Origin of the sequence: Acinetobacter sp., from assembly GCF_036659555.1 — a bacterium.
Classification (GTDB): Bacteria; Pseudomonadota; Gammaproteobacteria; order Pseudomonadales; family Moraxellaceae; genus Acinetobacter.
Genome location: NZ_JAVXCI010000011.1, coordinates 21,868 through 48,090, shown reverse-complemented (window position 1 = coordinate 48,090; position 26,223 = coordinate 21,868). Strand labels below are relative to the sequence as shown.

Sequence of the window (26,223 nt, the reverse complement as noted above, 5' to 3'; positions counted from 1 at the left end):
ACATCGTTGTATTCTTAAACAAATGCGACCTTGTAGATGACGAAGAGCTTCTTGAGCTGGTAGAAATGGAAGTTCGTGAACTTCTTTCTACTTATGACTTCCCGGGCGACGACACTCCAGTAATCCGCGGTTCAGCTCTTCTTGCGCTTAACGGTGACGAAAGTCAATACGGCGAGCCGGCTGTTGTAGCGCTGGTTGAAGCTCTTGACTCTTACATTCCAGAGCCAGAGCGCGCAATCGATAAAGCATTCTTAATGCCAATCGAAGACGTATTCTCTATTTCTGGCCGCGGTACAGTAGTAACTGGCCGTGTTGAATCAGGTATCGTGAAAGTAGGCGAATCAGTTGAAATCGTTGGTATCCGTGACACTGTTGTGACTACAGTAACTGGCGTAGAAATGTTCCGCAAGCTTCTAGACGAAGGCCGTGCGGGCGAGAACTGCGGTGTTCTTCTGCGCGGTACTAAGCGTGAAGACGTTCAGCGCGGTCAAGTATTGGCTAAGCCGGGCGCAATCAAACCGCACACTAAATTCGATGCAGAAGTATACGTACTTTCTAAAGAAGAAGGCGGCCGTCACACTCCATTCCTTAACGGTTACCGTCCGCAGTTCTACTTCCGTACAACTGACGTAACTGGCGCAATCAAGCTGCAAGAAGGCGTTGAAATGGTTATGCCTGGTGACAACGTGGAAATGTCAGTAGAATTAATCCACCCGATCGCAATGGACGCTGGCTTACGCTTCGCGATCCGTGAAGGCGGCCGTACAGTTGGTGCTGGTGTTGTTGCGAAAGTAATTTCATAATCACGAATTGTGTGAAAAAAGCGTCCCCTAGGGGCGCTTTTTTTATGCCTGAATTTTCTTGCGGAAAAAGGTCAGACAATATTTCTGCAGGCTGTCCCCGGCTGATAATTTACTGGCCTTAACTGCGCTTAAAGAAAAACAATAAAAACGTAAGATAAAAGCATGAAAAAAAATATAAGTTTTTAAGTGAATGCTTCACTTGAAAGGAGTAGTTATATGAATGCAAAAGTAAAGACCAGCAGCCGCGCCGGCGCGAGCTTTCCCGTCCGGCGCATGAGCTTTGATTTTGACCGTGTTCCGGAATACTGGATGAATGGCTCTGCAGGGCTGACCCACTTTATGACGGCGCTGTCTGCATTATTTCCGGCAGGAGAAAAGTTCTTTATAGACAGTGTGCGGGCAGTGCGCCAGCATCCGGAAATTCAAGGCAATCAGGCGCTGCAGAAGGAAATCAGCGCCTTTATTGGGCAGGAAGCTATGCATACCCAGGAGCATGCCGGCTTTAATGCGTCTGCGCAAAAATACGGCCATGATGTAGCGTGCCTGGACAGAACGGCTGAACGCGTCATTCAGGGCATGCGCAAGGCCTTTGCATTTGCCGGCAAGCCAGCAGGAATTACGCAGGAAATGGTGGATCTGACTGCGACAATAGCGCTGGAGCATTTTACCGCCACAATCGCATCGCAGCTGCTGACGAATCCGCATATTCAGGAACTTATGACAGATAAAACGATGAAAACCATGTGGCTGTGGCATGCGGTTGAAGAAAATGAGCACAAAGCGGTGGCTTATGATGTTTTTGAAGCGGTGTTTGGCAAGGGCTTTAAGGCTTATGCGCTGCGCACAGGCGCTTTAGTGACTGCTATGCTGATCTTGTTTGCTGTGCAGAGCTATTTTGTCTTGCGCCTGCTGCGGGATGACCGGCAGCTGAATTTAACGGCGCTGAAGGATATCTATACCTACGGCTACAGCCCGTCTAAAGGCATTATTGCCGGCATGGGCAGAGAAATGCTGGCGTATTTCCGCCCCGGCTTTCACCCGGATGATTTGAATACCGCCGGCCTGCTGGATGCATGGAGGGCAAAACTGGGATTTTAATTTCATGCCGCCGCTGCTGTTGACGCTTTGAGCGGCGCAAGCCGCTCTTTTTTTTGCTCGATTTTTTTCATAAAGTTTTTATAATTCGCTATTCCTGTAACTGAAAAAGATAAACGGACATGATTCGCTTGATGAATGCCTCCGATGCAGCCGCTGCAGCGGAAATTGAAAGCCTGGTGCAGAGCCATCCGTGGACAAAAAAGCAGTTTGAAGAGTCTGCGGCTGCGCATCAAAGCACAGTGATTGAGCTGCAAGGCAAGGTGGCGGGCTTCTGCATTCTGCAGCCGGTGCTGGATGAGGCTAATCTGCTGCTGATGGCGGTGCATCCAAGCCAGCAAGGCAAAGGGCTGGGCTATCAGCTGCTGGAGCAGTCCATTGCGATGCTGAAAAATAATCCTGTGCAGATTTTTCTGGAAGTGCGGGAAAGCAATAAGCCGGCAATTCAGCTGTACGAAAAATCCGGCTTTCATCAGATTGACTTGCGCAAAAATTATTATCCTAAGGCGGACGGCACGCGCGAGCATGCCATTATTATGGTCAAAGCCTGCTGTGATGATTTTTCCAAACTGTTCAAGTAGCGCGCTTATTTGATGATGGAGTTATTCCAGCCGGAGGGCAGTGTCGTCATTAAGGAATCGCCCAATTGCGTGATTTCTTCAGCAGTCAGCGTGCGGTTCAGCCTGCGCCATTGCCCTTCGAGCAGAAGCTCCAGCGGAATGTATTCCGATTTGTAGTTCATTTTACTGGAGTGGGGCACCCAATAGCCTAAGTAGACATAGGCCAGATTCAGCTGCTTGGCATATTCAATTTGCTTTAAGACCGCGAAAACGCCCAGCGAGCGCCGGGTTTCATCCGGGTCGTAAAACGTATATACCGCAGAAAGTCCGTCATCCAAAGGGTCGCAGGTCGACACGCTGATCAGGCGCTCCCCTTGCCACAGCTCTAAAAAGAAACTGTCGGTGCAGCTGTGAATCAGGAATTTTTCAAACTGGTCATGGCTGGGCGGAAACATGTCGCCATCGGCATGCCGTTCAATAATATAGCGCTCATACAGGGCGTAGTGGATTTCAGAGGCATCTTCCGGGCGGGTAATCTTCAGGCTCAAGTCCTGATTGCGCTTCCAGGCCTTTTTCTGGCTGCTGTTCATGACAAAGTCCTGCACAGGCACGCGCGAAGACAGGCACTGGCGGCACAGGTGGCATTCGGGGCGGTAGACAAAGTCGCCGCTGCGCCTGAAGCCCATGCGGGACAGTTCGGACAGCGTAACCACGTCGATGCGGTGCACCGGGTCTAAAAACACCATGCGCGCAGATTTTTTTTTCAGATAGCTGCAGTCATGCGGCGGCGTGATGTAATACTGCAATTCATTCAACAGGGATTTTGGGTGATAAGAGTTCATGTCAAATATCCCTCTCTATTCTTGTGATCCAGTCAATCGTTATTCAATCAGCCGGGCATTTTGCGCTATTGTTTTACTTGAAAATACACTGTCCTGATACTTTTTCCAATCGATAGGGGGGTGTTTTATCACATCTTGTAACGAATTAAGGTACGCATGGCGAGAAAGTGTGCAGGCGCCTAAGCTCAGCAGATGCTCATTCACCAGCTGGCAATCCACCCACGGCAGGCGGTTTTCCTGCGCCAGCAGCATCAGCGCATAAAAAGCCATTTTGGAAACATCAGTTTGCCTGCTGAACATGGATTCGCCGAAACAGCCATGGCCGATGCAAATGCCGTAGAGGCCGCCGACAATTTGCTCTTTGTCCCAGACCTCTACGCTGTAGCCATAGCCCGCTTCAAACATTCGGCAGTAGCCTTGAATAATATCTTCGCTGATCCAGGTTTCGTCGGCATAGCTGCGCGGCAGCGAACAGGAGCGGATGACGGTTTCAAAGGCATGATTGACGGTAATTTTATAGTCCATTTTTTTCATATTGCGGACTAAGGACTTGCTGGAATGATAGTCCTGCGGGCGGATGATGCAGCGCGGTTCCGGACTCCACCAGCAAATCGGCTCGCCTGCAGAAAACCATGGAAACAGCCCATGCGTATAGGCTTCAAACAGCGTGGAAGGGGAGAGGTCTGCGCCGATGCAAATCAGCCCCTGGCCTTCGGGATCCGCTGCAGCGGGATCGGGAAAGATGTATTCTGAAGCAGGCAGGGTTTGCATCATCATTGAATCACTGGCAATAAAATCATGAATTATCATACATAAAAAACCGCCCTGAGCGGGCTAATGCTGATCAGTTAAGGAGTTTTCAATAAATTCCTTAACTTTTAGGCTATTCATGGCGGAGTCTTACCGTTTTTAAATCGAATTTTTGGAGCTCGTTTTGTTCCTTGCGAAACAGTGTTTCTCATTCGCCAAAAGAACCAAAAGCATTTGTCATCCGCGAAACCTGTCCACTTTCTGTGCTTAAAAAGCCTCTGTTGCAAAAACAGTCCATTTCAAAGACCACGCAGGTTGCGTATGACACTTCCGTGTATCAAATAATATTCTGAATTTAAAAAAGAAAATGCCAGTCAGTTTCTGAATTGACTGGCATTACCCTGAGCGGGCGGCCTTTTTAAATGCCTGAGATTATTGGCCTAAAGCATCCAGATATTTTTCTGCATCCAGCGCCGCCATGCAGCCTGAACCGGCAGAAGTAATGGCTTGGCGGTAAACGCTGTCAGCAATATCACCGGCGGCAAATACGCCCGGAATTGAGGTTTGAGTGGCGTTGCCGGCTGTGCCGCTCTGCACTTGGATATAGCCGTCACGCAGGTTCAGCTGGCCTTCAAACATGCCGCTGTTCGGCTTGTGGCCAATGGCGACAAATAAGCCGGTGACTTCAACATCCTGCTTGGTGCTGTCTTGGGTAGACTGCAGGCGGACTGCAGTCACGCCGGTCTTGTCGCCCAGCACTTCATCGACTTGATGATTCCAGATGATGCTGATTTTTCCTTCTTTTTCTTTTTCAAAAAGATGGTCCTGCAGAATTTTTTCAGAGCGCAGCGCGTCGCGGCGGTGCACTAAAGTCACATGCGATGCAATATTGGAAAGATACAGCGCTTCTTCAACAGCGGTATTGCCGCCGCCAACTACCATGACCTTTTGGCCTTTGTAAAAGAAGCCGTCACAGGTTGCGCAGGCGCTGACGCCCTGGCCCATAAACGCCGCTTCTGATTCAAGGCCCAAATACTGCGCAGTTGCGCCTGTGCAGATGATCAGCGCATCGCAGGTGAATTCTTCCATATCGCCTTTCAGCACAAATGGACGGACGCTTAAATCCACTTCATTGATATGGTCATAGACAATTTCAGTGCCGAAGCGTTCCGCATGCGCCTGCATGCGCTCCATCAGCGCCGGGCCGGTCAAGCCTTCTGGGTCGCCCGGCCAGTTGTCCACGTCAGTGGTGGTGGTGAGCTGGCCGCCCAGCTGCAGGCCTGCAATCAATGTCGGCTTTAAGTTGGCGCGGGCCGCATAGACAGCAGCGCTGTAGCCGGCAGGGCCAGAACCGAGAATAATCAAACGTGAGTGGCGAGCGCTCATCTGAGGCATCCTTTTTTATATGAAAATTTGTCGAATTATACGTGAAAGCGGCCGGCTGTTGTGCGGGATTAAGGCCGATATTACTGATCATGCAAATCGATTTGAGCTATATAGGCGGCAGTTAACAACTTGCATCAATAATCATGCACCTTTTTTGTTGCAACAGGTGCATAATAATGGGCTATTGCAACGCTTTTTGAAGCATAACAGCAAACAAAAACATTCATGAAGAATTGGCTACAGGACAGTATATGACAGCGGTGTCGGGTGCTTATGCACAGCGCTTAGTAATGACATTATTTTTAGTCTCGTTTGGGATTTATCTGTTTCTTGCAACAGTAACGTATACGCCATTTGACCCGGGCTGGATGCATATTTCCAGCGATACCCAGCAGGTATCCAATGCCAGCGGCGTTGCCGGCGCCTGGATTGCGGATTTGCTGTTCGGCTTTCTCGGTTGGGCAAGCCTGCTGATTCCTGTCTATTTCTTTGCTGAGGCCATGCAGGTCTGGTGGCCGCACAGCTTCCTCAACCGGCCATTCCGCTATGCGGCCCAGTTCTTTATTCTGCTGGCCAGCGCCAGCCTGCTGTTTCTGTTCTGGCAAGTGCCGGCGGATACTTTGGATAACGCGTCCGGTGGCATTATCGGCTATGAGCTGGGCGGCAGCCTGGAAAGCCTGCTGACCGTGTATGGCGCAGTGGCATTGCTGCTGGCATTTTTGGTTCTGCTGTTTACTTTGGCCTTTGGGGTAAAATGGAACCGCACTTGGGCCACCCTGAAGGCTGCGCCGGCTTATCTGCAGGATTTATTTTACCGCAATGTGCCGGAGTCTGAGTCCGCATTTGACTGCACGGCGCCTCAGGCGAAAAAGCCGGCCGCAGCTGCGCCAGCCAAAGCGCCGGCGGAAATTTCCCCTGCGCCGGAACACCAGCCGGTAGAGGTTGATCCGGTGGTGCGCGACCGCGCCGCCGAGCGCCTGTTCGAAGATATTGCGCATAAAGAATGGTCTGCAGCGCAGGAACAGGTTCAGCAGGAAGAAGCGCCGGAACAGGAAGAGGCAGAGGATGATTTTGAGCGCACTTTGGAGAAAGCGCACCGTCTGAAGCAGGACAGCCAGCGCGTTGTAGCGACCGGCGAAGTCTGGCGCGCGCTGCATTCCACGGAAGATCAGCGCCATAAGCAGGATATTGATGCCTTGCTGAAAGCAGCTGAAGAACAGCAGCCGCAAAGCCCGGCGGGGCATTTTCAGCAGGTGGTGCATCCGCAGGCGCCGGCTGAAGCGCAAGATACGTCTAAGCAGCCGAATGTGGACTGGGACGATGACGAGATCTTTGATGAGCTGCTGGCGGCAGTGCCGAACGGCAAAACCGCTACAGATGTGCATACTCCGTTTAATCCGCCTGAAGCCGACGCGCTGCTGCATCTGGTGGATGACACTGCCTCAGCTTCTGCTGCCGCGGCAGTGGCCGTTACGCATGCGCCAAAAGCTGCATTGGACACAGCGTTTGATGATCTGGACGACCTGCTGGTGGATGACTTGGAGCCGCCTCCAGCACCGCGCACGGCCAGCAGCTATGCGCAGTCTTCGCCTTTGGTCAATGCAGAAATTCAAACCGGCTTCAATCCGCCGGCGCAGCCGCTGTCCTATGTTTCAGAAGAGGAAAAGGCGCTGATTTCAGTCAATAAGGATGCTTTCCGCGATGTTTGGCAAGACACGGCAGGCAAGCCGGCCGAGCCTGATGCTGAGGAAGAAGATGACTTTGATTTTGATGCGCCGCTGACCGATGCTTCAGGCCGTCCAATGTCACGCGCCATGCAGGTTGCGCAAAAGCGCCGCGGCCTGCCGCCGCTGCCGGGCCTGGACTTGCTGGATGATGTCGATCCGGATAAAAAAGTGAACTTCACAGCGGAGCAGCTGGCGCGCCTGTCTGAGCTGCTGGAAATCAAGCTGCAGGAATTCAATGTCAAAGCGCAAGTTGTAGAAGCGCAGCCGGGCCCAGTCGTTACGCGTTTTGAGCTGGATCTGGCGCCGGGGGTTAAGGCCTCTAAAGTGACCAATATTTCCCGTGACTTGGCGCGTTCAATGTCCATGGCGTCTGTGCGTGTGGTGGAAGTCATTCCGGGCAAGCCATATATCGGCATTGAAGTTCCGAACAGCGCGCGCGAAATGGTCCGCTTGATTGAATTATTGACCATTCCGGCGTTTACCGACCCAAACAGCATACTCTCAATGGCGATGGGTAAAGATATTTCCGGCAATCCGGTGATTGCAGATCTGGGCAAAGCGCCGCATATGCTGGTTGCGGGCACGACCGGTTCAGGAAAATCGGTGGCGGTAAACTCGATGATCTTGTCGATGCTGCTGAAATACACTCCGGATCAGCTGCGTTTGATTCTGATTGACCCGAAACAGCTGGAACTGGCCAACTATAACGATATTCCGCATTTGCTGACGCCTGTTGTAACTGACATGAAAGATGCGGTCAGTGCATTGAACTGGTGCGTGAATGAGATGGAGCGGCGCTATAAGCTGATGTCGTTCCTGAAAATCCGCAAGCTCAGCGACTATAACCGCAAAGTGGAAGAGGCGATTGCGAACGGCGAAGACCTGATTGACCCGACATGGAAAGCCAGCGACTCCGTCGCAGGCGAGCGCGCGCCGCGCCTGCAGCCGCTGCCGTCAATTGTGATTGTAGCCGATGAATTTGCCGACATGATTATGCAGGTCGGCAAGAAAGCCGAAGAAATGATTACCCGTCTGGCGCAGAAATCGCGCGCTGCCGGCATTCATTTGCTGCTGGCGACGCAGCGCCCATCGGTGGATGTGATTACCGGCCTGATTAAAGCCAATATTCCAACCCGCGTGGCGCTGCGCGTTAACAGCAAAATTGACTCGCGCACCATTCTGGATGCGGGCGGGGCGGAAGACTTGCTCGGCCATGGCGACATGCTGTTCCTTGGGCCGGGTAAAATTGAGCCGGAACGCGTGCACGGCGCATTCATTGCCGATGATGAAGTCAACCGGATTTGCGATGCCTGGCGCGAGCGCGGTGAACCGAATTATGTCGATGAAATTTTAACGCCGTATGATGAAGAGCCGGCATCGCGCGGCTTTGAAGAGGGCGACGGCGGTTCTGACCGCGATGCCCTGTATGACCAGTGTGTTTCCTTTGTGCTGGAAACCCGCAAAGCATCGACATCATCGCTGCAGCGCAAATTCAGCCTCGGCTATAACCGCGCCGCGCGGATTATTGACCAGATGGAAGAAAACGGCATTGTCAGCGCCATGGGCGCAAACGGCAAGCGCGATATTCTGGCCTGAGTAAAAGCTGCAGTGCGCTGGACTCACTGCAGCTCATCTAAAAATATAAAAGTGGCTAAAACCAGCAGCCAGAAAATGGCGCCGGCGATAATCAGAATGATTTGCGGCATGCTGAAGCCGCGCGCTTCAATGATGCTCAGCCCAGGCGCGCTGCGCTTGGCATGGTTAAGCGCCTGAAATGCCGGAATCAGGAAGATAAAGGCAAACACTGAAACCAGCCAATAGGGGTCAGGCAGCCTGGACAGCAATGATAGGATGACGAAACCCACATACTGCACTCCTGGTGAAAAATCACAGGCCGCGCCGCGCTGTCCGGCATAATCTTTAATTTCATCCAGCAGGGGATACAGGAACAGAAACGCAAATACGGCTCGGGCTGCGGGCATAATATCCAGCCGGTCTTTCTGCATGAAAAACCGCCAGGCTTCAAACATCCACCAGATTGGATAGAGTCCGAAAGAAATCACCGATAAAAATATGAATTTATTCAGGCTGAGAATTTTCTGCCCTTTAATTGCAGAATTCTGCACAGCAGTTTCTTCTAAAGTGTTTTCTGCATCTTGCATCGTAATTTTCTTTTATAATTCAGCAGATTGAAAATATAGGAATAATTCTGTTCGAGATCAAGCATTTCTTGAATCTTTATTGGCCTGCACTGCATGCAGTCATAAAATCTGGACTTGACTGGATGGATTGGGCCGCAGCCGGAGCGGATAGGGTATGGATTTTTACAGCGCGGGCTTTTTATGCATCGAAATAAAATATTTCCTGCGCCAGCTCCTGAATATTCAGCTGCGCGTGCCGGGCGATGGGGTAAGATGCCGGTATCAGCACAATGAAAATATCCTGCAGCAGCCGCCAGCCAATATGTGTCAGCTCAACCTGATTCTGCCCGCGGATCAGCAGGCGGATATTCCATGCTTCTCCAGTGACTTTAAAGCGTAGGAAACAGCGGATTGGGTGATATTCAGCTGTTTGGCCGCCAAAGTAAAACTTTGATATTCCGCCACTAAAACAAAAATTCCAGCTGGGTAAAAGTCATGGCGGTATAAGCATTCACTCATTTTGTTATGAAGGTGAATGAGGGTTATATTGTGGGCTGATTGACAGTGAACGCGCGCCGCGGGCGCAAATGGATGCAGCGATGAACCTGATCATGGCTTTATTTCCGTTGGCAGTTCTGATTGCCATGGGATATGTATTAAAACGGACGCAATTTGTTAAAGATGAGTTTTGGGGCAATTCTGAAAAGCTGAATTATTTTATTCTGTTCCCGGTGCTGCTGTTCAGCAATCTGGCCGATGTGCAGCTGGATTTGCATGCGGTTTTCAGCATGCTGGCAGCAGCAGGCGCGGTGATTTTCAGCGCCAGTGCTGTATTTTGGCTGCTGAAGAAGCTGTACCGCATTCCGCCGGCCCGTTTCGGCGTCTATCTGCAAAGCCATGTGCGCTTTAACACCTATATTGGCCTGTCGCTGATGGGGACATTATATGGCGCGCAGGGCATGCAGCTGTTCGCTATGCTGATTGCCGTGGCCATTCCTGCGGTGAATGCGCTGTCCGTACTGTCCTTTGCGCAAGGCCAGCCGGGCCAGTTTGGCAAAACGCTGCTGTCCATTATTAAAAATCCGCTGATTTTAGGCTGCGCGGCGGGCGTGCTGTTCAACCTTTCGGGCTTGAGCCTGTTTTCCGGCTTGCAGTCCCTGCTGAAAATTTTAGCCGCCGCGAGCCTGCCCTTGGGGCTGCTGTCCGTCGGCGCCGCCTTGCAGTTTAAGCAATTGCGCCATGATTTATTCGCTTTGTCGTGGAATACCGCAGGGCGCCTCATTGCAATGCCGTGCTTTGCCTATGCGGTTTGCCATTGGATTGGGCTGAGTCCGCTGGAAAATGCCATTGTGGTGACATTCTTTGCGCTGCCGACCGCTTCAGCGGCTTATATTTTAACGCGCTATTTCCGCGGTGACAGCCAGCTGATGGCGGGCGTGATCAGCATGCAGACGCTGTGCTTCGCCGCCAGTTTTCCGCTGCTGATGCAGCTGCTGTTCTGAATTTGCCTATCCAGTAAAAAAGCCTGCAGATGCAGGCTTTAATCCGGCTGACAGCAGCTTAAGCGAACTTGGCCAGAACGTCCAGAAAGTCTGCGCTTTGGCGCGGGTACTGCGCAATCACTTCATGAATGCGCTGGCCTTCAGGGTTCAGCGCATTGACATCGCGGCCGTCAGCAGTGAACTGCGCCAGCAGGCGCTCATAATCCGCCGGGCGCATATGCTTGAACGCATGGTAAAGCACGTGAAAGTCGCTGTTCACGCCTTCAGGAGGCAGCTGATTCAGATAGGCAAATACGCGTTCGTCAGACCATTCTTCGTTAAACGTTGCAGGTTGAGATAATGCCATCGCAGTCTCCTCGGTATTTTTTTGAAAATAAAAAAAGGCAAAATAACTTGCGGCAGGGAAAAGCGGTTTTCACTTAATCCGCCAACTGGAAGCGTGGCTTCCAGTCTTGCGACTGGGTAAAGCTGCGCTTTACTCATCCAGTCCCATGCCGCATATTTTGCCTTGATTCAATTTGCTTGACTAATCAGAAATCAGATTATCGCTCTTCAGGCAAATTGATATTCATTTCAAGCATTTCAATATTTGCTTCAGAGCGCACAGACATTTGAATATGCTGCTCATCGACACCGCGCACATAGCGGTTCACAACCTGCATGATTTCGGTCTTCATTTGGTCAATTTTTTCCTGGCTCAAGCGCTTGCCTAAGCCCTGTTCAGACGCAACAATGACTTTCAGGCGGTCTTTTGCGGTCTGCGCGCTAGACGGCTTATCGTCGCTGCTGAAAAGTTTGCTCCAGAATCCTGCCATTTTACGCTCCAAATAATCGTGCTAGCCAGCCTTTAGGTTTTACAGTGATATGCCGGTAAGGGCGCTCTTCGCCAAGAAAACGGGCGACTAAGTCATCATAGGCCTGGCCTGCGGATTCTTCGGTGAACAGAATGACCGGCTTGCCTTCGTTGGATGCCTGCAGCACGCTCTTGCATTCAGGAATCACGCCTAAAGTCGGCACCCGCAGAATATCTTTGGAAATGTCATCAATGGTCAGCATTTCCTGCTTGTCAGCGCGTTCCGGGTTGAAGCGGGTAATGCACAGGTGCTTGCGGATGCGGCCTTCGTTCTGTTCAACTTTTTTGGTCTTGCTGTCCAGCATGCCGATAATGCGGTCAGAGTCGCGCACTGAGGAAATTTCAGGGTTGGTGACAATAATCGCTTCATCTGCATGGTACATGGCCAGAATCGCGCCGCGTTCAATGCCTGCCGGTGAGTCGCAGATAATGTAGTCAAATTCCTGAGAAAGCTCGTCCATCACGCGCGCAACGCCTTCATCGCTCAGGGCGTCTTTGTCGCGGGTTTGCGAAGCCGGCAAAATATACAGGTTTTCTATGTCTTTATCGCGGATCAGCGCCTGCTGCAGCCGGGCTTCGTTATTCAGTACGTTGACAAAATCATAAACCACGCGGCGCTCACAGCCCATGATCAAATCCAGGTTGCGCAAGCCCACGTCAAAATCGATCACAACAGTTTTGTGGCCGCGCTGGGCTAAACCTGTTGCAAAAGATGCACTTGTTGTAGTTTTACCTACGCCGCCCTTGCCTGATGTTACGACAACAATTTTCGCCACCGAATCCACTCCTGTTATGGTAAATCCCCCTGTATAAACGGGGTTTTTGGTGTTTATTTATACATTAAAACTGCAAAGCTTCAAATACCAGCTCGTGCTGGTCATTTAAATAAATATGCACAGGCTGCTTTGCGACATGCTGCGGGATGTCATCCGCCACGCAATAGGTTCCCGCAATAGACACCAGTTCCGCCTCCAGTGAGTGGCAGAAAATGCGCGCTGCGGTGTTGCCTCCAGCACCGGCAATGACTCTACCACGGGCGCTGCCGTAAATATGTATATTTCCTGAAGCAATTGCTTCTGAACCGCTGTTCATGCCGGCAGTGCTGATAATGTCGCCATGGTCCTGCACCAGGCATTGCCCGGTGCGCAGAATTTCATTGTGGTAAGAGGTGATATGGCGCGCAGCCGGCGCTTCTTCAGGCGCGTCCTGTTCCGCTTTCAGTTCAGCCGGCGCAGGCGCGGCTTCCGCAGCCAGCTCTTTGGTGGCTTTCACCTGCTGCAGCTGACGGTCAGCAGGAATCACCGGAAACTGGATGGCGCGCGCCTGATCCGCCAGCAGCCCTTCAGTCACAGCCATTGGCTGCAGGTTCAGGCTGATCAGCAATTGCAGGAGCCCGATCAGCTCCTGTTCAGCGCTGCTTTCAATCACAGCCAAAGCGCCGGCCGGAAAGCCTTTCTGAAGCATTGGCGTGAGCTGCTGGCGGATCGCATCATGATCATTTGTATCGAGGCTAATGCGAATCGCATTGACCATTCTGCCTTTTATCCGTATGTCAGCCATAATTATTCCTTAATACTTCTGAGCTATTGGTTTTATGCCGAAGTGATATCGCAAATACAGCAAATGCTAGAGCAAAACGGCGCAATTCTCTAGCGTGAAAAACAATTATTTTGTCTTGGTGCTTAATCTTTGGCTTGATCCTGCTCCTGCATGATCTGCTGCCACTGCTTGACTTTGACTTGCTTGCGCACCGCATGCAGGCTTTCAAAAACCGCTGAGCGCACCAGTTCATCCAGATGGGCGTTGTTTTCTACTTCTATCCGGCTGATCCGCTTGGAAATATCGGCATACAGATTCGGGCTGGCGGCTGAAGAGGCTGCCGGGTCAGCGAAAGGGTCGATCAGGCCTTGGGTAATATTTTCCCCTAGGCGCTGGCCGATGCTTTGAATCTGCTGTTCAATGCGCCCGCCGACAATGGGGATCAGCCTCAGCAGCTGGGTCAGCTCAGGGGTGTCCTCAATGGCTTGATTGACAATCTGCCCGACATTTTTCGCAATGCGTTCCCGGTCAGCGCGCAGCTCCCGGCTGAGGTTTTCCTGCAGCATTTCGGCCAGCACCTGCGCAAACATTTCGCGGTGGTGCTGCACCAGATTGCTGATTAAATCCTTATGCGTGGTGCTGGTGGTCAGCTCATGCTTGATGCCGTCCAGCACGGTAATCACGATGCGGTCAGACAGCTCTTCCATGATGACGCGGTAATAAAACAGGCCCTTTTTCTGCCAGGAAGCCGGAAAAATCTGATAGCCCATTTCATATAGGCGGTAGGCGATGCTGCCGGCGCGGAAGAGGCGCAAAAAGCGCAAGTGAGGAATAATCGCCAGCACTTCATACCAGTGAATAAAAGGAAAGAAAAACCAGCGCTGATGGTGCCGGTTAATAATGGCAATGCCCCAGCGCACCAGCAGTTCCACAATCAGGAAAATGATGAACCAGGCTTCGGTGCTGATCACCCACGGATGCAGATGCCCGCGGTAAAATTCCAGCACGCTGGACAGATGGATGGTGCTGAAGAACCAGCCGCCGATGTTGCTCATCAGGAAGAAGTTCATGCCCAGGCAGAACAAATTGAAAATAATGATGAACACCATGAAGATGTCATAGACCAAATACAGCTTGAATGGCCAGCTGTCCGGGTCTAAATGGTGGTATTTGGATTTTTTTACGGCATCATTCTGCGGCATATGCGTTCACTTCAACCTTGTTGGGCAGCTGCTGTATATTGCGCTGTCATTTGTTCAATCAGCCGGTCTTTTTCAGTCCAAAGCTGGTCAAGCCAGTTTTGGAATTTTTCCCGGAATTCGGCATCATCTTCATAGCTGCCGGCCAGCACCCAGGCCGGAATGTCAATTTTGCGCAGATTCACCGCAATGCGCGGCACTTCGCCCAGCCAGAATTCGCCGTAGCCCGGCGCGCCATCCGGGTAGACAATGGTCATGTCCACCAGCGCGTCAACCTTGTCGCCTAAAATCTCCAAAGCCAGCGCGAGGCCGCCGGCTTTCGGCTTGAGCAGGTGCCGGTACGGCGAATTCTGGCGCGCTTTTTTCTCCGGGCTGAAGCGCGTGCCTTCCAGATAATTCAGCAGGGTAAAGGGCTGGCTCAGCAGCTGCCCGCAGGATTTGCGCGCTTCTTCAAGGTCGCGGTATTTCAGCTCAGGATTGGCGGCGATCTGCTCTTTGCTGTGGCGCTTCATCATCGGGAAGCCCAGAATTTTAAAGGCTTGGCCGACAAAAGGGATAAAAATAAGCTCCCATTTGGTGAAAAAGCGCGTCAGCGGCATGCGGCTCAGGCCAAAATACTGGTTGACCGTGGTGTCGACCCAGCTTTGGTGGTTGCAGGTCATCAGGTAGCGCCCCTGCAGGTTCAAATCCAGCTGCTCATCCACGGTAATATCCCACCGGGTATTCGGCAGAACATGGTCAATCAGCCAGTTGTTGACGCCCAGCCAGCTGTTGGTGATTTTGATATTGGCTTCATCCACCTTGCTGCACTGCCTGAACAGCTTGGTCAGGCCCAGGGCCAGAACTGGCGGGCCATGAAAAAAAGTGCTGGCTGTAATGGCTGAACCGACTGTAAGCCCGCGTGTGATTTTTTTTAATGCAGGTTGCTTCTTGGTTTTAGATGGCATATAAAAAAGTCCTAGGATCAAATTGTTTAAAATTTGCCGATTGCCACAAATATAGCTGCTGTTTTGGAAATAAAAAAGCCTTGAAAACCAACTGTGAAGAAATTGTGACGAAGTTAACGGAATTTCCTTTGCTAAATATTACAATATGTAACGAAAGATTTTACTATTAACAAAAAATCAATGGTCGGGCCATTTTTTTTCATCCATCATCTCAACCATGCAACAAAACATTAAAGAAGGAGGCATGCAATGCGTGCATTAGCGATTTCAGCTGCAGCAGCAGGGGCATTGGTACTATCTGGCTGTCAGACTGCCGGCGGTACAGGCGGTATGGAATATGACAAAGCGGCGATCGGCGCATTAGTTGGCGCAGCGGCGGGCTATGGCCTGTCTAGGGGCAATGCCAACACCAGCGCGCAAAATAACCGCGCAGCAGCCATTGGCGCAGTGTTGGGCGGCGCAACCGGGGTTTATTTAGACAATAAAGAGAAAAAGCTGCGTGAGCAAATGGCGGGCACCGGGGTGGAAGTCAACCGCAATCCAGACGGTTCTGTCGGCCTGATTATGCCGGGCAGCATCACATTTGATACCAACAAATCCAACATCAAGCCGAACTTCTATTCGACTTTGAATAAAGTTGCGCAGACGCTGACAGAAGACAACAAGAGCGGCATTCTGGTGACTGGCTATACAGACAGCACCGGCAATGACTCGATCAATATTCCACTGTCTCAGGCGCGCGCGCAGTCTGTGGCCAGCTATTTAGCGGCTCAGGGTGTTTCAACGACACGCATCAATGCGCAGGGCCAAGGCGCAGCTAACCCAATCGCTTCAAACGCAACGCCGGCGGGCCGTGAGCAGAACCGCCGCGTAGAAATCAGCATTTACGCAATCCAGTAATTCAGTTGCTGCATCAGGGAAACCGCCTCCGGGCGGTTTTTTTTATGCGGGTAAAATCATCTTTTAGATTATGCAATGCCGCCGGAGATGACTATAATCGAGTCCGGATCAGGAAAAGGAAACACTATGTCGCTCGCAAGTCAGTTAAACGACAAGCAACTTGAAGCCATGAAATATACTCAAGGGCCCTTGTTGGTGCTTGCAGGCGCAGGTTCAGGCAAGACATCGGTCATTACCCGGAAAATTGCCTATCTGGTCAAGCACTGCGGCATTCCGGCGCACCGCATTACCGCCATGACCTTTACCAATAAGGCGGCGCGGGAAATGAAGGAGCGCGTGACCAAGCTGATGTCGCGCGAAGAAGCCAAAGGCCTTTCGGTTTCAACCTTCCATACCTTTGGACTGAATCTGCTGCGCCTGGAATTGAAAAATACCCCTTTAAAGGCCAATTTTTCCATTCTGGATGCCGATGACTGCAAGCGCATCCTGATGGACCTGATGCACCGCGACAATCTTTCCGGCGCAGAAAGCAAAGAACTGATCGCCAGAGCCATGAAGATGATTTCTGACTGGAAAAATGACCTGATTCCGCCGGAGCAGGCGCATACCACCTGCGAAACGCCTGAAGATGTGCAGATGGCGCACTTGTATCAGCTGTATGAGCGCAACCTGCGCGCCTACAATGCCGTGGATTTTGACGACCTGATTGTGATGCCGACCCGCCTGCTGCAGGAAAATTTAGAGGTGCGCGAGCGCTGGCAAAACCGCATCCGCTATTTGCTGGTCGATGAATATCAGGACACCAACACCGCGCAGTATATTCTGGTGAAGCTGCTGGTGGGGGTGATGGGGCAGTTTACCGCAGTAGGCGATGACGACCAGTCGATTTACGCCTGGCGCGGCGCGAAGCCTGAAAATATGGCGCTGCTGCAGGAAGATTTCCGCAATTTAAAAGTCATTAAGCTGGAGCAGAATTACCGCTCAACCAGCCGCATCCTGAAAGCTGCCAATACTGTGATTGGCAACAACCCGCATATTTTTGATAAAAAACTCTGGTCAGACAAGGGCCACGGCGAAGTGATCCGCGTGATTACCTGCCGCAACGACGATGATGAAGCGGAACGCGTGGTGAAAGACCTGATTACGCATAAGCTGATGAACGGCAAAAGCTGGAAAGACTACGCGATTCTGTACCGCGGCAACTTTCAGGCTCGCGTGCTGGAAACCCAGCTGCGCCAGATGCAGATTCCCTATAAGCTGTCCGGCGGCCAGTCATTCTTTGCGCGTTCCGAAATCAAAGACATGATGAGCTATCTGCGCTTGATCATTAACCCGGAAGATGACAGCGCTTTCCTGCGCATCATCAATACGCCCAAGCGCGCGATTGGCCCGGTGACGCTGGAAAAGCTCGGGCTGTTTGCGCAGGAGCAGCGCTTATCCCTGCTGGCGGCCGCCGGCGATCAGCGCCTGACCATGGCGATTCCGAAAAAGGCCACCACACAGCTGGCTGAATTTTCAGACTTTATTGCGCGCTTTACCCGCAATCTGCTGGAAGATGATGAGCCGGTGCCGATCATCCGCCAGATGATGCTGGAAGCCGGCTATATTGACTATGTCAAAGAAACCGCAGCCACGCCGGCGCAGGAAAAAACCAAGCTGGACAATATTGAAGTGCTGTACAGCAGCATTCAGAGCCTGATCAACCGCGCGGAAAATGTCGATGAAAAGAACATTGAAAGCGTGATCCGCAAAATGGTGCTGCTGGACATGCTGGAACAGCAGCAGGAAGAGGAAGACACCGACAAGGTCAATCTGCTGACCCTGCATGCCTCCAAAGGCCTGGAATTTCCTTATGTCTATCTGATTGGACTGGAAGAAGAGCTGCTGCCGCATAAAAACTCGATCGCCGCCGAAACCGTGGAAGAAGAGCGCCGCCTAATGTATGTGGGCATCACCCGCGCGCGCCAGGGCCTGACCATTACTCTGGCGGAGCAGCGCAAGGCCGGCGGGCAGATGAAGCAGCAGACGCCAAGCCGCTTTTTGGATGAGCTGCCGGAAGATGAGCTGGAATGGCTGGGACGCAAGAAAAAGCTGGCCGGCAATATCGATCCGAAGCAGCAGGCGCAGCATTATTTAGAAAATTTACGCGCGCTGATCAAGCGCTAATCTCCCCCCCATTAGCTGAATAAAACAGGAATGAAGCAATGAAAGTTCAGGTCAAAGTACTCGACGCGCGCCTAGGCGCGGAATGGCCTATGCCGGCCTATGCAACGTCCGGCTCTGCAGGTCTGGATCTGCGCGCCTGCGTAGAGCAGACCACGGTGATTGAGCCGGGCCAAACAGTATTGGTGAAAACCGGCTTAGCTATTTATATTGAAGATGTGAACTTTGCCGGCCTGATTTTGCCGCGCTCCGGTCTGGGCCATAAGCACGGCATTGTATTGGGCAATTTGGTCGGCCTGATTGACTCCGACTATCAGGGTGAGCTGATGGTTTCGGTCTGGAACCGCAGCCAAACTGCATTCAGCCTGGAGCCGGGCGAGCGTCTGGCGCAGTATGTGCTGGTGCCGGTTGTGCAGGCTGAATTTGATCTGGTTGATGAGTTCGCAGCCACCGAACGCGGCGCAGGCGGTTTTGGCCATACCGGCAAAAACTGAGCCGGCAGCTGCTGAAAGGCAGGCTGCAGTATTGAAAGCGGATTGCATGATTATTCAGCAATCCGCTTTTTTTATTATCAGTAAACGGTTTTTAATATTTTTCTTCTAAAAAAATAATTAAGAATCAGCCGCCGTCCCAGGGTTTGCAGCATTTCAATTTTCAGCCAGATTCCAGCCCGCGTGCATAATTGCGGGCATTTGCAGTTCAATCCTTGCATTTATATAAGTTAATGTATTTGCTGAAATTGCTTATTTAAAAGCGTGAATTGAATAATGAACTGTCATGCAAGTTAATATGCGGTAAATCATATACTTTTTGATAAAAATGAGAAATTCGTCAACTTTATTGCATTAATAGACTTCTTGCGTGAGTCAAAAATTAATCGGCGATAAGCTTTGATTCTTAAAGAAATATCAAAGCCTAAAATAGTCAAAAATGATACTTTCGCAAGCGGTCCAATGAAGGCTATTATCTATTCCAAAAACAGGATGCATTTAAGATATCCGCAATTTTTTAAATAATTCCTTTTAGATTAAATAATCAGCTTTGAAAGTAAATTTTAAATCTTCGCGATTCAAGTGTTTAATTTTTTTCAATTGATTATTAAGCGCAAATGATATAAAAAAGAAACGCCTTTGAAAGGTGAATATAATTGAATTAATTTGACCGGCGGTTTGAAATGATAAACCGGTCTATGCAGGGTTAATGATTAGAAGAACGTATTATGGGGTCACTGTATAATAATTTTCCGATGCATATTTTCCGCGCCTATGATATCCGCGGCAAAGTATCGCTGCTGAACGCGGAAATGGTGCGCGCAATTGCGCACGGCTTAGCGCAGCAGTATCTCCGCGCCGGCCAGCAGCAGCTGGTGATCGGCTATGATGCCCGCCTGAGCAGCCCCGGCTATGCAGCCATCATTCAGGAGGTCTGTGAACAGCATCAGTTAAGCGTCGCCATTATCGGCTGCTGTTCCAGCCCAATGCTGTACTGCATAGCGCGCCAGTATGGCGGCAACGGCATTATGGTCACTGCCAGCCATAACCCTAAAACCGACAACGGCATTAAGTGGATTGTGCAGAGCGAGCCGCCGTGCCCTGAAATGATTCAGCAGGTTGCCCGCGCGTCCAAGGAATATTTTGTGCCGAAGCCTGCAGCGCAGCAGCCGCAGCTGGAACATCAGATTTTCCCTGAGTACTGCCTGCAGTATCAGCATTCCCTGCTGGCGGACATTCAGCTGAAGCATCCGGTAAAAGCGGTTTTAGATGGCCTGAACGGCTCTGCAGGACGCTGCGCAGCCTTGGTGCTGCAAAAGCTCGGTTGCGCCGTGACGGCCATCCGCTGCGAGGCGGATGGCAATTTCCCGGACCATGCGCCGGATCCGTCCCAGGAAATCCATCTGCAGAAGATCCGCCAGGCCGTGCTTGAACAGCAGGCGGATGTCGGCATTGCCCTGGACGGCGACGGCGACCGGCTGGTGCTGATTGATGAGCGCGGCAAAGTCATCTCCGCAGACCGCCTGCTGTGCCTTTTTGCGGAAATCTGCCTGGCGCAGCATCCGGGGCGTGAAATTGTCTATGATGTGAAATGCTCCAGCATGGTGAAAAATACCGTGCAGGCGCTGGGCGGCCAGCCGGTGATGATCCGCACCGGCAGTTCTTTCCTGCGCAAGTATTTGGCGCAGTCGCAGGGCCGCGCTGTTTTCGGCGGCGAATATGCCGGGCATTATGTGTTTAATGACGGGCGCGGCGGCGGCTATGATGACGGCCTGTATGCGGCGCTGCGCGTTATTGAGCATATGCAGCAGCAAGGCCTGAGCCTGTCGCAGGCGGTGCAGGCCTATCCTGAGCGCAGTGGCACGGAAGATATTTACATCAGCACCTATCAGGCCATCCCGCAAACGGTTTTAAATGCTGTTGAGCAGCAGGCTCAGTATATTGATGCGGAAATCAGTAAAATTGACGGCATACGGCTTGATTTTGATGATGGATTTGGCATCATTCGGGCATCGAATACAGGTGAGTACTTTACAGTGCGCTTTGACGCGGACAACGCCGCGCGCTTGGATGAAATACGCACCCTGTTCAGTTCCATGTTATTGGAGCAGTACCCGCATATTGCTCAAGACATTTTAGACGCTCAATAAGGAGAGGCGAATGCCACATCAGCAGACTGGCATCAGCAAAGCGCAAATTTTGACAGAAGCTTTGCCGTATATTCAAAGATTTTCGGGTAAAACGCTGGTTGTGAAGTATGGCGGCAACGCAATGACCGACCCTGAGCTGGAAAGTTCATTTGCGCGCGATATTGTCTTGTTGAAAACCGTGGGCCTGAATCCGATTGTGGTGCATGGCGGCGGGCCGCAGGTTGACTCCTTCCTGAAGCAGCTGGGCCGCGAGTCTGACCGCATTGACGGCATGCGCGTGACTGACCCTGCCACCATGGAAGTGGTTGAAATGGTTTTGGGCGGCAGCGTCAATAAATCCATTGTCAATCTGATTAATCAGCACGGCGGGCGCGCCATCGGCCTCACTGGCAAAGACGGCAATTTGCTCCGCGCGCAAAAGCTGCTGATGCGCAAAACTGCTGAAGACGGCACGGTGGCGGAAATTGACCTTGGCTTGGTCGGCGAAGTGGTGGGCGTCAAAACCGATGTGCTGGAAATGTTTACTCAAGGGGACTTTATTCCAGTGATTGCGCCTCTAGGCGTCGATGATGAGGGCAATACCTACAACATCAATGCCGATCTGGTTGCCGGCAAAGTGGCGGAAGCGCTGGGCGCGGAAAAACTGATTCTGCTGACCAATATCAGCGGCGTGCTGGATGAAAACAAGAACCTGCTGACGGGCCTGACCACGCAGGAAGTTGACCGCCTGATTGAAACCGGCGTGATTTACGGCGGCATGATTCCGAAAGTTGGCTGCGCGCTGGATGCAGTCAAAGGCGGCGTGGTCAGCGCGCATATTGTCGATGGCCGCGTGCCACATGCCACGCTGCTGGAAATCTTCACCGACCATGGCGTGGGTACGCTGATTACCAACCGCAGCAGTCTGAAAAAAGCGTAGCGGAAAACTGAAGGAAAGCCTCATTGCAATGGGGCTTTTTTTATTGCCTGTTTGCGGCCTCTGCGTCATCAAAGTGTCATCGGCATTGCCTAGTGTAGAAAAAAACACCAAGGGCGCATCAGATGTTGGACAAGCTAAATCAGTACCGTCAAAACTTTGCATTTCCATTTCAGAAAAAAGCTGCCGGCGCTGCCTATAAATTTGAATGGATTGAGGATTTGCAGGGGCTGCAGGAGGCGCAGCGTTTCCGCACTGCGCAGTTTTCGCAGCAGTTCGGCATTCAGTTTGAGGCCGGGCTGGATCAGGACCTGTACGATTTCAGCTGTGAGCATGCGGTGCTGCGCGACAAATGGAGCAATGAAATTGTCGCCTATACGCGCTTGAAGCTTTTCCAGGGCCATGAGCTGTACCAGAGCTACAGCCATCAGGAATTTAAAATTGCCGATGAGCTGGGCCATCTGGAAAATATTGTCGAAATCGGCCGCACCTGCGTGCATCCGCGCTGCCGTTCCGGCAAGGCGCTGTCGGTGCTGTGGCTGAACCTGCTGCCGAAAGTCATTTGGGAAATGCGCGCCAAGCATCTGATTGGCTGCGTCAGCATCCGGCTGCAGGGCAATGAGGCGCGGGCCTACTATACCCATCAGCGCATGCAGGCGCTGCCTGAGCATGCCCGCTGCGGCATACAGGCGCAGCGGGCTTTTGAGCCGCCGTATCCGCAGTACAGCCTGCAGCAGGATGAGCGCATTCCTAAGCTTTTTGATGTTTACCTGAAAATGCAGGCGCAGCTGTCGCAGCAGGCTTTCTATGATGAAGCGTTCAACTGTCTGGATTATTTTGTCTATCTTGAGGTCAGCCAGCTGGCGGAAAACTTCATTCTGCAGAAAAAAATTATGGCGAATGCATAAAAATTCATAAAAAATCCAGGTTTTCCCGTTTGAAATGGCATAAGGAGTGATGCAGAATAGCTGTGTGGTGGGTTAAACAGATGATGAAGGCTTATGTGCCAGCTGCTTGGAATGAATTGCGCGACACCGACGGATATTACCTTTTCTTTCCGGGGCTTCTCGCAGCGCGCGGGAATCACCTCTGACCACTGTGACGGCTTTGGCATCGCTTTTTTTGAAGACAAGGCCTGCCGGCTGTTTGCCGACAACCAGTCTGCCGTCGAGTCGCCGATTGCGGAATTCATCCGCAATTATCCGATTAAATCGCGCAATGTGATTGCGCATATCCGCAAAGCGACGCAGGGCAAAATCAATCTGGAAAATTCGCATCCGTTCAGCCGCGAGCTGTGGGGGCGGCAGTGGATTTTTGCGCATAATGGCGACTTGCATGATTTCCAGCCTGAACTGGCGGGGCGCTTTACCCCGGTCGGCAATACCGACAGCGAGCTGGCGTTCTGCTATCTGCTGGAGCAGCTGGTCAAGCGCTTTGGCTACGCAGAGCCGTCGTTAGGGCAGGTTTTTGATGCGCTGCTTGAGATTGCTCCGGAAATTGCGGAGCATGGCACGTTTAATTTCTGCCTGTCCAATGGCCAGGCCCTGTTTGCCTATGCCATTACCAAGCTGCACTGGCTGGTGCGTGAATATCCATTTAAGCCGGCGCAGCTGATTGATCTGGATGTGGAGGTGGATTTCAGTGAAGTCACCACGCCGGAAGACCGGGTCGCGGTCATCACCACTGAGCCGCTGACGCAGAATGAAGTCTGGACGGCGTTTGCGCCGGGCGAAATGATTTTATTCCAGGACGGGCGCCCGGTCCGCCATGGCCTGACCCGGATTGCCCGCCTGGAGCGCGAGCTGCTGGATCCTTCTCTTAAGCGCGTGACCAAAGCAGATCAATATTAATCCAGATAATGTGCTGCAGTGTGCAGATTTTTTAGGCGGATTTGGGCTTTTCAGGAAAATTATTTAGAAATACCTGAATATAAATTATTGAATTGGTTAAAAAATATCTTAGCATTATGGTCGGGATTGCCCGATAAACTGCATGCAAAACAGCAGCATGCAAAGAAAAAGCCAGTTTTCATGGAAACCCGAGTAATTCACTGCATTTTTATTTGCCCTGTTTAGCGATATCATTAAATTTATGTGATATGTCCTTTATATTATTGATATTATTAGGCGGCCGTAATGAAAATGAAATGGATTCCAGACTATAACACTGGCATCGATGTGATTGACGATCAGCACAGGCGGATTCTGGACTACATTAATGAAATTGACGGCATTAATGCGAATACAGACCGTGACCGCGTAAAGCAGACTCTTGAAAATATTATTGACTATACCCAGTCGCATTTTACTTTTGAAGAATCCCTTCAGGAAGAGGCGGGCTATAAATACCGCGTGCCGCATAAGCGCGTGCATGATCTGTTTATTAAGAAAATTGAATCTTACCGTGACCGCTTTGAAATGGGCCAGGCGATTGAATCTGAACTGCATGAAGTACTTTCAAAATGGCTGATTAATCATATTCAGCACGATGACGCGGATTATGTCGGCGCCGTGAAAGAAAATATGATGGGCATTATTAAAGAGAAAGAAAAGAAAAAAGGCAAAAACTGGTTCTCTCGTTTCTTCTCATAATAAAAGCCGGCGGGATAACAAGAATTAGAATCTAATTATAAATTAGCGCAGCAAATCACTGTTAGGGTGGTTTGCTTTTTGTTTTTGATTTTCAGCCTTGGGCAGGGCAAAATAGCGCTAGATTTTAACAAGGAACGCATCATGCAGGACAATGCGATGTCAAAATGGTTACCGCCGCTGATGGCGTTTTGCCTATCGTTTATTATTATTGCGACGCTCGCGCCAATAACCGGTATTCAGGCTGACCGCCAGCTGGACTTTTGGCTGCTGTGGCTGGCAGCCATGCTGATTGCTGCGTTGCCGCTCTGCTATTTGGAAATTGCGCTGGCGAAGCGCTCAAAAACCACGGCATTGCAGGCCTTGTCCAGCTTAACCCGCGATGCGGATGCATCTTCAAAATGGCGCCTTGCCGGCTGGCTGGCTGCAGTTTTCATTCCATTTTTGGCCGGCGGAATGCTGTCCAACGGCGCTCAAATTATGCATCAGCTGGCCAATGCGCCGGTTTCAGCCAGCATCTTTTATGCCGGCTTGACGCTGGCTGCTTTTGCCCTGTCGCTTGTGGCGCGCCCAATTCTTGTGGCTTTGACTACTGCCGGCGTGCTGGCCTCGCTGATTTTAGCCAATGTATTTGGAACCGGTTTGCCTGCATGGCATGTCACGCCAGTGGAATTCGGCGAATGGGGCAGCGCCGCCGTTTTGGCTTTAGTCGCCAGCGGCTTGGGCATGGGGCTGTACTGGCAGTCCAGCCTGAGCGCGCTGCAGCAGCAGGATAGCGCCAGCAAAATGGCGCTGCCGATCTGGCTTGCGCAGCTGCTTGCCGTGGCTGCCTTCGGCTTTTTCGCCGTTCAAGCGCAATTGCCTGCCTATGCGCTGGTGTTCGGCGCGGTCATGGCGGCAGCGCTGCTCCTGCAGATGGCGCGCGAGCAGCTGCAGCAGCGCCAGCTGGCTGCTGCTGCGCAGTGGGGAATTCCGCTGGCGGCCGTTGCCGTCTGGGCTATTCCTGAAATCAGCGGGGTATTCAATATTCTGCTGATGCTGTGGGGGCTGGCGGTCTGCTTAATCTATGCGCTGTTTGCCGGCTGGATCATGAAAATCAGCCACCTGCGCAAAGCGATGAATTTCAGCAATGAAGCTTTTTATAATATCTGGCGCATTGCGGTGCGCATTGCGCTGCCTATCGCAATTATTGCAGCCATTGCCGCTGTGCTGGGCAAATTATTCTGATGGCGGCGCCAGCGCAGGTTTGGGTGGCCTATGCGGCCGCCGGGCAGCAGTTTCATCTTGCCGTGCCGTTTGCGCCGGGCATGACGGCCTGGGACGCCATTGAGCAAAGCGGCATCCGCCAGCTGGCGGATTTGCCGGAAGCGCTGCAGCTGGGCATTTTCGGCGCGCGCCTGCAGGACCCGCAGCAGCCGCTGGCGGCGGGCGACCGGGTAGAGATATACCGCGCCTTAACGGTTAACCCGAAAGAGATCCGGCGCAAGCGGGCGCAAAATAATCCCGTCGGGCGCTTTAGCAAGGGCAACCGCGCGAAATAATTCAAGCTTTAAGCAAAACCGCAACGGGAAATGCCGGCCAGTTCAGAATTGGCCGGCATTTCTTTTTTTTAATTTCAAGCTGGGCTTGATGCGCAGGGCGAAGCGCTGAATACGAACGGCCTGATATACA

The 26,223-nt window shown here is 51.7% G+C and carries 27 protein-coding genes; 16 read left to right on the top strand and 11 right to left on the bottom strand.

What is annotated here, in order from left to right:
* The 3 genes from RSA72_RS02945 to rimI all read left to right on the top strand — a co-directional run.
* Positions 1-803, top strand: an 803-nt coding sequence (locus RSA72_RS02945; RefSeq protein WP_332632727.1) for an elongation factor Tu, incomplete at its 5' end; no start/stop codon positions are given.
* A 216-nt stretch (positions 804-1,019) separates the two neighbouring features.
* Positions 1,020-1,901, top strand: coding sequence for a metal-dependent hydrolase (locus RSA72_RS02940; protein ID WP_332621599.1), 882 nt, complete (start codon positions 1,020-1,022; stop codon positions 1,899-1,901).
* A gap of 119 nt (positions 1,902-2,020) precedes the next feature.
* On the top strand, positions 2,021-2,479 hold the full coding sequence (rimI, locus tag RSA72_RS02935) for a ribosomal protein S18-alanine N-acetyltransferase (protein ID WP_332621597.1): 459 nt from the start codon (positions 2,021-2,023) through the stop codon (positions 2,477-2,479).
* A gap of 5 nt (positions 2,480-2,484) precedes the next feature.
* On the opposite strand, the gene RSA72_RS02930 is transcribed toward rimI, so the two are convergent.
* From RSA72_RS02930 to trxB, 3 genes are all read right to left on the bottom strand, one after another.
* The gene (locus RSA72_RS02930) at positions 2,485-3,300 is read right to left on the bottom strand and encodes an arginyltransferase (protein WP_332621595.1); all 816 of its coding nucleotides are present in this window, start codon (positions 3,298-3,300) and stop codon (positions 2,485-2,487) included.
* A gap of 39 nt (positions 3,301-3,339) precedes the next feature.
* A complete protein-coding gene (gene aat, locus RSA72_RS02925; RefSeq protein ID WP_332621603.1) occupies positions 3,340-4,071 on the bottom strand; it encodes a leucyl/phenylalanyl-tRNA--protein transferase in 732 nt (243 codons plus the stop codon).
* A gap of 411 nt (positions 4,072-4,482) precedes the next feature.
* Positions 4,483-5,436, bottom strand: coding sequence for a thioredoxin-disulfide reductase (gene trxB / locus RSA72_RS02920; protein ID WP_332621593.1), 954 nt, complete (start codon positions 5,434-5,436; stop codon positions 4,483-4,485).
* Between the two features lie 251 nt (positions 5,437-5,687).
* On the opposite strand from trxB, the gene RSA72_RS02915 reads away from it, so the two are divergent.
* Positions 5,688-8,759 (top strand): DNA translocase FtsK, encoded by a 3,072-nt coding sequence (locus tag RSA72_RS02915; protein ID WP_332621590.1) that lies wholly within the window; start codon positions 5,688-5,690, stop codon positions 8,757-8,759.
* A 23-nt stretch (positions 8,760-8,782) separates the two neighbouring features.
* Here RSA72_RS02915 and RSA72_RS02910 read toward each other — a convergent pair whose 3' ends face one another.
* Positions 8,783-9,325 (bottom strand): hypothetical protein, encoded by a 543-nt coding sequence (locus RSA72_RS02910; RefSeq protein ID WP_332621588.1) that lies wholly within the window; start codon positions 9,323-9,325, stop codon positions 8,783-8,785.
* Between the two features lie 154 nt (positions 9,326-9,479).
* Between RSA72_RS02910 and RSA72_RS14575 the strand changes: the two genes are divergently transcribed.
* Complete coding sequence (locus tag RSA72_RS14575; protein WP_443098273.1) at positions 9,480-9,704, top strand: hypothetical protein; 225 nt, start codon at positions 9,480-9,482, stop codon at positions 9,702-9,704.
* Here the strand turns inward: RSA72_RS14575 and RSA72_RS02905 are convergent.
* Positions 9,659-9,823 carry a helix-turn-helix domain-containing protein gene (locus tag RSA72_RS02905; RefSeq protein WP_443098272.1) on the bottom strand — a complete coding sequence of 55 codons (165 nt, stop codon included), beginning with the start codon at positions 9,821-9,823 and terminating at the stop codon, positions 9,659-9,661. The genes RSA72_RS14575 and RSA72_RS02905 overlap by 46 nt on opposite strands.
* An 80-nt stretch (positions 9,824-9,903) precedes the next feature.
* On the opposite strand from RSA72_RS02905, the gene RSA72_RS02900 reads away from it, so the two are divergent.
* A complete protein-coding gene (locus tag RSA72_RS02900; RefSeq protein WP_332621586.1) occupies positions 9,904-10,806 on the top strand; it encodes an AEC family transporter in 903 nt (300 codons plus the stop codon).
* Positions 10,807-10,864: 58 nt separating this feature from the next.
* Here the strand turns inward: RSA72_RS02900 and RSA72_RS02895 are convergent, their stop codons facing one another.
* From RSA72_RS02895 to RSA72_RS02870, 6 genes are all read right to left on the bottom strand, one after another.
* Positions 10,865-11,152, bottom strand: a complete 288-nt coding sequence (locus RSA72_RS02895) for a PA4642 family protein (RefSeq protein WP_332621584.1) — start codon at positions 11,150-11,152, stop codon at positions 10,865-10,867.
* 196 nt (positions 11,153-11,348) lie between these two features.
* Positions 11,349-11,621, bottom strand: a complete 273-nt coding sequence (gene minE / locus RSA72_RS02890) for a cell division topological specificity factor MinE (protein WP_332621583.1) — start codon at positions 11,619-11,621, stop codon at positions 11,349-11,351.
* Between the two features lies 1 nt (position 11,622).
* Entirely contained in the window at positions 11,623-12,435 is an 813-nt protein-coding gene (gene minD, locus RSA72_RS02885; protein ID WP_332621582.1) for a septum site-determining protein MinD, read from the bottom strand.
* Between the two features lie 64 nt (positions 12,436-12,499).
* The gene (gene minC / locus RSA72_RS02880) at positions 12,500-13,219 is read right to left on the bottom strand and encodes a septum site-determining protein MinC (protein WP_332621580.1); all 720 of its coding nucleotides are present in this window, start codon (positions 13,217-13,219) and stop codon (positions 12,500-12,502) included.
* 122 nt (positions 13,220-13,341) lie between these two features.
* Positions 13,342-14,400, bottom strand: coding sequence for a preprotein translocase subunit SecA (locus RSA72_RS02875; RefSeq protein WP_332621578.1), 1,059 nt, complete (start codon positions 14,398-14,400; stop codon positions 13,342-13,344).
* A gap of 11 nt (positions 14,401-14,411) precedes the next feature.
* Positions 14,412-15,344, bottom strand: coding sequence for an acyltransferase (locus RSA72_RS02870; RefSeq protein WP_332621576.1), 933 nt, complete (start codon positions 15,342-15,344; stop codon positions 14,412-14,414).
* Positions 15,345-15,593: 249 nt separating this feature from the next.
* Here RSA72_RS02870 and RSA72_RS02865 point away from each other — a divergent pair, with 249 nt between their 5' ends.
* From RSA72_RS02865 to RSA72_RS02820, 10 genes are all read left to right on the top strand, one after another.
* Complete coding sequence (locus tag RSA72_RS02865; RefSeq protein WP_332621574.1) at positions 15,594-16,244, top strand: OmpA family protein; 651 nt, start codon at positions 15,594-15,596, stop codon at positions 16,242-16,244.
* A 126-nt stretch (positions 16,245-16,370) separates the two neighbouring features.
* Positions 16,371-18,410, top strand: a complete 2,040-nt coding sequence (locus RSA72_RS02860) for a UvrD-helicase domain-containing protein (RefSeq protein WP_332621572.1) — start codon at positions 16,371-16,373, stop codon at positions 18,408-18,410.
* 38 nt (positions 18,411-18,448) lie between these two features.
* Positions 18,449-18,901 carry a dUTP diphosphatase gene (dut, locus tag RSA72_RS02855; protein ID WP_332621571.1) on the top strand — a complete coding sequence of 151 codons (453 nt, stop codon included), beginning with the start codon at positions 18,449-18,451 and terminating at the stop codon, positions 18,899-18,901.
* Positions 18,902-19,626: 725 nt separating this feature from the next.
* Positions 19,627-21,048: a phosphomannomutase/phosphoglucomutase gene (locus RSA72_RS02850; protein ID WP_332621570.1), complete on the top strand. Its 1,422-nt coding sequence runs from the start codon at positions 19,627-19,629 to the stop codon at positions 21,046-21,048.
* A gap of 10 nt (positions 21,049-21,058) precedes the next feature.
* Complete coding sequence (gene argB / locus RSA72_RS02845; protein WP_332621569.1) at positions 21,059-21,967, top strand: acetylglutamate kinase; 909 nt, start codon at positions 21,059-21,061, stop codon at positions 21,965-21,967.
* A gap of 122 nt (positions 21,968-22,089) precedes the next feature.
* Entirely contained in the window at positions 22,090-22,872 is a 783-nt protein-coding gene (locus tag RSA72_RS02840; protein ID WP_332621568.1) for a GNAT family N-acetyltransferase, read from the top strand.
* Positions 22,873-22,965: 93 nt separating this feature from the next.
* Complete coding sequence (locus tag RSA72_RS02835; protein WP_332621567.1) at positions 22,966-23,814, top strand: class II glutamine amidotransferase; 849 nt, start codon at positions 22,966-22,968, stop codon at positions 23,812-23,814.
* Positions 23,815-24,099: 285 nt separating this feature from the next.
* Positions 24,100-24,555 (top strand): bacteriohemerythrin, encoded by a 456-nt coding sequence (locus RSA72_RS02830; RefSeq protein ID WP_332621566.1) that lies wholly within the window; start codon positions 24,100-24,102, stop codon positions 24,553-24,555.
* Between the two features lie 141 nt (positions 24,556-24,696).
* On the top strand, positions 24,697-25,779 hold the full coding sequence (locus RSA72_RS02825) for a hypothetical protein (RefSeq protein ID WP_332621565.1): 1,083 nt from the start codon (positions 24,697-24,699) through the stop codon (positions 25,777-25,779).
* A complete protein-coding gene (locus tag RSA72_RS02820; RefSeq protein WP_068910645.1) occupies positions 25,779-26,093 on the top strand; it encodes an RnfH family protein in 315 nt (104 codons plus the stop codon). Before RSA72_RS02825 ends, RSA72_RS02820 begins: the two co-directional genes overlap by 1 nt.
* Positions 26,094-26,223: the final 130 nt, after the last annotated feature.

Coding starts and splice junctions, on each gene's coding strand:
- rimI (WP_332621597.1), top strand. CDS start 2,021: ATGATTCGCTTGATGAATGCCTCCGATGCAGCCGCTGCAGCGGAAATT.
- RSA72_RS02840 (WP_332621568.1), top strand. CDS start 22,090: ATGTTGGACAAGCTAAATCAGTACCGTCAAAACTTTGCATTTCCATTT.
- RSA72_RS02835 (WP_332621567.1), top strand. CDS start 22,966: ATGTGCCAGCTGCTTGGAATGAATTGCGCGACACCGACGGATATTACC.
- RSA72_RS02900 (WP_332621586.1), top strand. CDS start 9,904: ATGAACCTGATCATGGCTTTATTTCCGTTGGCAGTTCTGATTGCCATG.
- RSA72_RS02825 (WP_332621565.1), top strand. CDS start 24,697: ATGCAGGACAATGCGATGTCAAAATGGTTACCGCCGCTGATGGCGTTT.
- RSA72_RS02870 (WP_332621576.1), bottom strand. CDS start 15,344: ATGCCATCTAAAACCAAGAAGCAACCTGCATTAAAAAAAATCACACGC.
- RSA72_RS02915 (WP_332621590.1), top strand. CDS start 5,688: ATGACAGCGGTGTCGGGTGCTTATGCACAGCGCTTAGTAATGACATTA.
- RSA72_RS02850 (WP_332621570.1), top strand. CDS start 19,627: ATGGGGTCACTGTATAATAATTTTCCGATGCATATTTTCCGCGCCTAT.
- RSA72_RS02860 (WP_332621572.1), top strand. CDS start 16,371: ATGTCGCTCGCAAGTCAGTTAAACGACAAGCAACTTGAAGCCATGAAA.
- RSA72_RS02930 (WP_332621595.1), bottom strand. CDS start 3,300: ATGAACTCTTATCACCCAAAATCCCTGTTGAATGAATTGCAGTATTAC.
- RSA72_RS02895 (WP_332621584.1), bottom strand. CDS start 11,152: ATGGCATTATCTCAACCTGCAACGTTTAACGAAGAATGGTCTGACGAA.
- RSA72_RS02820 (WP_068910645.1), top strand. CDS start 25,779: ATGGCGGCGCCAGCGCAGGTTTGGGTGGCCTATGCGGCCGCCGGGCAG.
- RSA72_RS02905 (WP_443098272.1), bottom strand. CDS start 9,823: ATGAGTGAATGCTTATACCGCCATGACTTTTACCCAGCTGGAATTTTT.
- argB (WP_332621569.1), top strand. CDS start 21,059: ATGCCACATCAGCAGACTGGCATCAGCAAAGCGCAAATTTTGACAGAA.
- dut (WP_332621571.1), top strand. CDS start 18,449: ATGAAAGTTCAGGTCAAAGTACTCGACGCGCGCCTAGGCGCGGAATGG.
- minC (WP_332621580.1), bottom strand. CDS start 13,219: ATGGCTGACATACGGATAAAAGGCAGAATGGTCAATGCGATTCGCATT.
- aat (WP_332621603.1), bottom strand. CDS start 4,071: ATGCAAACCCTGCCTGCTTCAGAATACATCTTTCCCGATCCCGCTGCA.
- RSA72_RS02865 (WP_332621574.1), top strand. CDS start 15,594: ATGCGTGCATTAGCGATTTCAGCTGCAGCAGCAGGGGCATTGGTACTA.
- RSA72_RS02875 (WP_332621578.1), bottom strand. CDS start 14,400: ATGCCGCAGAATGATGCCGTAAAAAAATCCAAATACCACCATTTAGAC.
- RSA72_RS02940 (WP_332621599.1), top strand. CDS start 1,020: ATGAATGCAAAAGTAAAGACCAGCAGCCGCGCCGGCGCGAGCTTTCCC.
- RSA72_RS02830 (WP_332621566.1), top strand. CDS start 24,100: ATGAAAATGAAATGGATTCCAGACTATAACACTGGCATCGATGTGATT.
- trxB (WP_332621593.1), bottom strand. CDS start 5,436: ATGAGCGCTCGCCACTCACGTTTGATTATTCTCGGTTCTGGCCCTGCC.
- RSA72_RS14575 (WP_443098273.1), top strand. CDS start 9,480: ATGGATTTTTACAGCGCGGGCTTTTTATGCATCGAAATAAAATATTTC.
- RSA72_RS02910 (WP_332621588.1), bottom strand. CDS start 9,325: ATGCAAGATGCAGAAAACACTTTAGAAGAAACTGCTGTGCAGAATTCT.
- minE (WP_332621583.1), bottom strand. CDS start 11,621: ATGGCAGGATTCTGGAGCAAACTTTTCAGCAGCGACGATAAGCCGTCT.